Origin of the sequence: Aminiphilus sp. (genome assembly GCF_029975095.1) — a bacterium.
In the GTDB taxonomy this organism is placed as follows: Bacteria; Synergistota; Synergistia; order Synergistales; family Aminiphilaceae; genus Aminiphilus.
Genome location: NZ_JARKPW010000097.1, coordinates 1 through 3,896, shown reverse-complemented (window position 1 = coordinate 3,896; position 3,896 = coordinate 1). Strand labels below are relative to the sequence as shown.

Sequence of the window (3,896 nt, the reverse complement as noted above, 5' to 3'; positions counted from 1 at the left end):
CGGATATCCGGGAACATGCCATGCACAGGGAGTATTATTCCATACCACCCTCCACGGCAGACGCACTGAAACAAGTCCGCAACAAAGGAAAAAGAGTCATCGCAGTGGGAACGACCGTTGTTCGCTGTCTGGAAAGCGCTTCCGAAACGACCCTCTCTTGCGGAGGGGATGGGGATACGGACATTTTCATCTACCCAGGATTCCGTTTTCGTGTCATTGACGGCATGGTGACGAATTTTCACCTTCCCCGCAGTACGTTGCTCATGCTTGTCGCCGCGTTCGCTGGATACGAGAAGACATTGAACGCCTACGCGCTTGCCGTAGCCGAAAAGTACCGTTTTTTCTCTTTCGGAGACGCGATGCTCGTGCTCTAGCTTTTGAGGCAAGCACCGCTGCGTTGCCGCGCCCCTTCTTCCACGCGGAGACCAACAGAGAATCTCAAGCAGCCCCAAGGTTCGAAATCTTGCTACAATATCCTTGAAAGGATCTAACCCACTCCCGAGAGGAGGTTGTGTTGTGTGGATCTGGAGCGCCCTTGTTCCACACCCTCCCGTTCTCGTTCCTCAAGTGGGGCGGGGCAGGGAACGGGAGGCGATGAAGACGCTGGAGGGTATGGCTGGTGTGGCAGAACTCTCCGGCAGGAACGTCCCGAACGTGCTTTTCCTCCTCACCCCTCATCATGCGATGGAGAAGGGAATCACCATCATTCGCGGAAGATCCTTCCAGGGTGACCTGCGACGCTTTGGGGCCCCCGAAGCGGGGCTCTCTTTGACCGGGGAAACGATCCGAGCGGAAGAACTGTCTCGGACCCTTTCGACTGCCTTTCCCGTCACCGTGCTGGAAGGCGAACAGGTTGTGCTGGATCATGCAAGCCTGGTACCGCTCCTGTTTCTTTCGCGAACCTGGGGCCAGGTTCCGCCGCGTCTGATCCTTGCCAATCCCCTCGGATTGACCCTCCGAGAAGCCTTCGATGCGGGAAAGCTCCTGCGGAGCATGAGTTCTCCAGAAAAATGGGCCTTGGTGGCAAGTGGAGATCTTTCCCATTGTCTTTCCCCGGAGGCTCCCGGAGGATTCACCCCCCAAGGGGCAATCCATGATCAGGCGGCCCAAAACGCTCTTGAAATGTCCTCGCCTGCGCCGCTCTTCGCTCTTTCGACATCGCAGGTCGAACAGGCAGGCGAGTGTGGACTTCGTTCTTTGCTCGTCTTTCTGGGGCTTGCCCGCGGTGAACCCATACACACCCTGTCTTACGAAGCCCCTTTCGGCGTGGGATACTGTACAGCCTTCTGGCATGGAGAGGAGACACGAAAGGGGATGTGAGCATGAGCGTCTCCGGATATGAGGCACCGCACCCCTACGTTCGTCTGGCGCGAAAACAGATTGAAGCCTATGTGATGCACAAAAAGCTTCTTTCCGCGGAAGAGGCACTGCTTCTTTGCGAGGACTCCGCAATCTGGACCCCTGGACGAGCTTGCTTCGTCTCCATCAAAACGACGGAGGGACATCTGCGGGGATGTATTGGAACCATACTTCCAAGCCATTCCACTCTCGCGGACGAACTCCTCGCCAATGCCGTGGCTGCCGCCTCCAGGGATCCTCGTTTTCTTCCCCTGACTGAGGAAGAACTGCCGAATATCCACGTCTCCGTGGATATTCTTTCTCTCCCGGAACTGGTCCGGTCCGAAAGCGAACTGGACCCGAAGCGCTATGGTGTTATTGTGGAAAAAGGCAATTCTCGCGGCGTGCTGCTCCCAAACCTGGAGGGCGTGGAAAGCACTTCAGAGCAACTTGCCATCGCCTGCGCCAAGGCGGGCATCCGCACTCGCGAGGGAGCGACGCTGTATCGTTTCGTTGTCGAGCGATATCCCGAAAGAGACGTGTCCGATGAAAGAACCTGAGGAGGAGCGGAGGAACAAGTCCTTGTCGCACCGGAGCTGCCTTTGGTACAAGCGTGCCGGAGAGGACGTCCTGTGTCACCTGTGTCCCCATTCCTGCCGCATCTCTCCGGGTGGTGTCGGACGCTGCCTTGTCAGGAAAAACGACCCGTATCACGGTTTCGTCTCACTCAATGACGGACAAGCTGCGGCCATCGCGGTAGATCCTATGGAAAAGAAGCCCCTCTACCACTTTCACCCTGGCACACGCATTCTCTCCCTAGGGACCTGGGGATGTAACATGGGATGCTTTTTTTGCCAAAACTGGCCCCTCGCCACCGGTGCTCCCTCGGTGGAACTCGTTCCGATCGAGCCGCCAGATGTGGAGCAAATATTGCAGCGCCATTCCCTCCGATCCGTCGCTTTTACGTACAACGAACCCAGCGTCTGGTACGAATTCGTGCTACGTTGCGCACGCTATTTGAAGGAACGGGGATATTTTGTCGTGCTCGTCACGAACGGTATGATGTGTCCCGCTCCCCTCAGAACACTTCTTCCTTACATTGATGCCGCCAATGTGGACGTAAAGGCCTTTTCCGAAGAGCATTACACATTTCTGGGCGGCAACCTCAAAACCGTTCTCTCTTTCGTGGAAACGCTTTTTTCCGGAGGTGTCCATGTGGAGCTGACGCATCTCCTCGTTCCGGGATTCAACGACTCGGAAGAAGAGTTCAAATCCCTTCTCCGCTGGGTCGCCGGTCTCTCGCCTTCGATCCCTCTCCACGTGAGCCGCTCTTTTCCACAGCACCGCTGGCCGGGCCCCTCTCCCTCCCTCGAACAGATGCAATCGAGGGAAAAACTTGCAAAATCCCACCTCTTCTACGTCTATCTCGGCAACGTTGCCGCAAGGACAACAACCATCTGCCGTCACTGCGGACATGACATTCTCACAAGAGAGTGCTATAATATAAAACTGATGGAATTAGATGCATTAGGAAAGTGCCGCTTTTGCGGAGGAAGCAATTTTTTCCGCCTACCAGGTTCCGTCTGAGCGAAAAAGTTTTTCCGAAGACGGATGCGTGCGGGGTTTTGTCTGCACTTACGACAAAGAAGGAAAACTTCGAAAAGTATAGCAGAAGAAGACAAACCGCGTGAGGGCTCATTCACCTACATCGAAGAAGAAAAAGAGGGGGACGGAAAAAATGAGCATGCAGAGCATCGAACTGAACGGTCACTCCCTGACCCTGCAGGATGTCGTCCGCGTTTCCAGGGAGGATTTCCCCGTGTCGCTCGATCCCGCCGCTGTGGCCTTCGTGGAGCGAGGTGCGAACATGGTCGCCTCCTGGGTTCGTGACGGCAGGGTCATCTACGGAATCACCACGGGTTTCGGCGATCTCGCTTCCGTGGTCATCCCCCAGGAAAAAAGCGAACTGCTTCAGCACAACCTGCTTGTCAGCCATGCCTGTGGTGTAGGAGAACCCTTTCCCGAGGATGTGGTCCGAGCGATCATGCTTCTGCGGATCAACACATTGATCCGCGGCTTTTCCGGCATCAGCCTCCCCACGCTTACTCTCCTGCTGAACATGCTCAACCTCGGCATTCATCCGATCATTCCCTGTCAAGGCTCCGTCGGAGCCAGCGGAGATCTTTGTCCTCTTTCACATCTCGCCATAGCGCTCCTCGGTCTGGGAGAGGCCATGTACAAGGGAAAACGCCTCCCCGTCGCCGATGCATTCGCTCAGACAGGACTGGAAGCTGTGGCACTCAAGCCCAAGGAAGGACTCGCTCTCAACAATGGAACGACAGTGCTGACCGCAGTGGGCGCGCTGACGGTGTATGATGCACTCCACGCGGCGAAGGTCGCGGACATTGCCGCGGCACTTTCGCTTGAAGCACTCCGAGGAGTTCCCTACGCGTTTGACCCCCGCACACACGAATTGCGTCCTCACATCGGCCAGAGACAGGTCGCGTCGAACATGCGCCGTCTCATCGAAGCCAGTGAAATCATCGAGAAATCCAAAC

At 56.2% G+C, this 3,896-nt stretch carries 5 protein-coding genes; all 5 read left to right on the top strand.

Annotation, left to right across the window (positions count from 1 at the left end):
- Positions 1-374, top strand: a 374-nt coding sequence (locus tag Q1K49_RS05785) for an S-adenosylmethionine:tRNA ribosyltransferase-isomerase (protein ID WP_300523869.1), incomplete at its 5' end; no start/stop codon positions are given.
- A gap of 142 nt (positions 375-516) precedes the next feature.
- A complete protein-coding gene (locus Q1K49_RS05780; protein WP_300523868.1) occupies positions 517-1,320 on the top strand; it encodes a class III extradiol dioxygenase subunit B-like domain-containing protein in 804 nt (267 codons plus the stop codon).
- 2 nt (positions 1,321-1,322) lie between these two features.
- A complete protein-coding gene (gene amrA / locus Q1K49_RS05775; RefSeq protein WP_300523867.1) occupies positions 1,323-1,898 on the top strand; it encodes an AmmeMemoRadiSam system protein A in 576 nt (191 codons plus the stop codon).
- On the top strand, positions 1,885-2,925 hold the full coding sequence (amrS, locus tag Q1K49_RS05770) for an AmmeMemoRadiSam system radical SAM enzyme (protein ID WP_300523865.1): 1,041 nt from the start codon (positions 1,885-1,887) through the stop codon (positions 2,923-2,925). The genes amrA and amrS overlap by 14 nt, the downstream gene beginning before the upstream one ends.
- Positions 2,926-3,082: 157 nt before the next feature.
- A partial coding sequence (locus Q1K49_RS05765) for an aromatic amino acid lyase (RefSeq protein WP_300523871.1) occupies positions 3,083-3,896 on the top strand: 814 nt, incomplete at its 3' end.

Coding starts and splice junctions, on each gene's coding strand:
- amrA (WP_300523867.1), top strand. CDS start 1,323: ATGAGCGTCTCCGGATATGAGGCACCGCACCCCTACGTTCGTCTGGCG.
- amrS (WP_300523865.1), top strand. CDS start 1,885: ATGAAAGAACCTGAGGAGGAGCGGAGGAACAAGTCCTTGTCGCACCGG.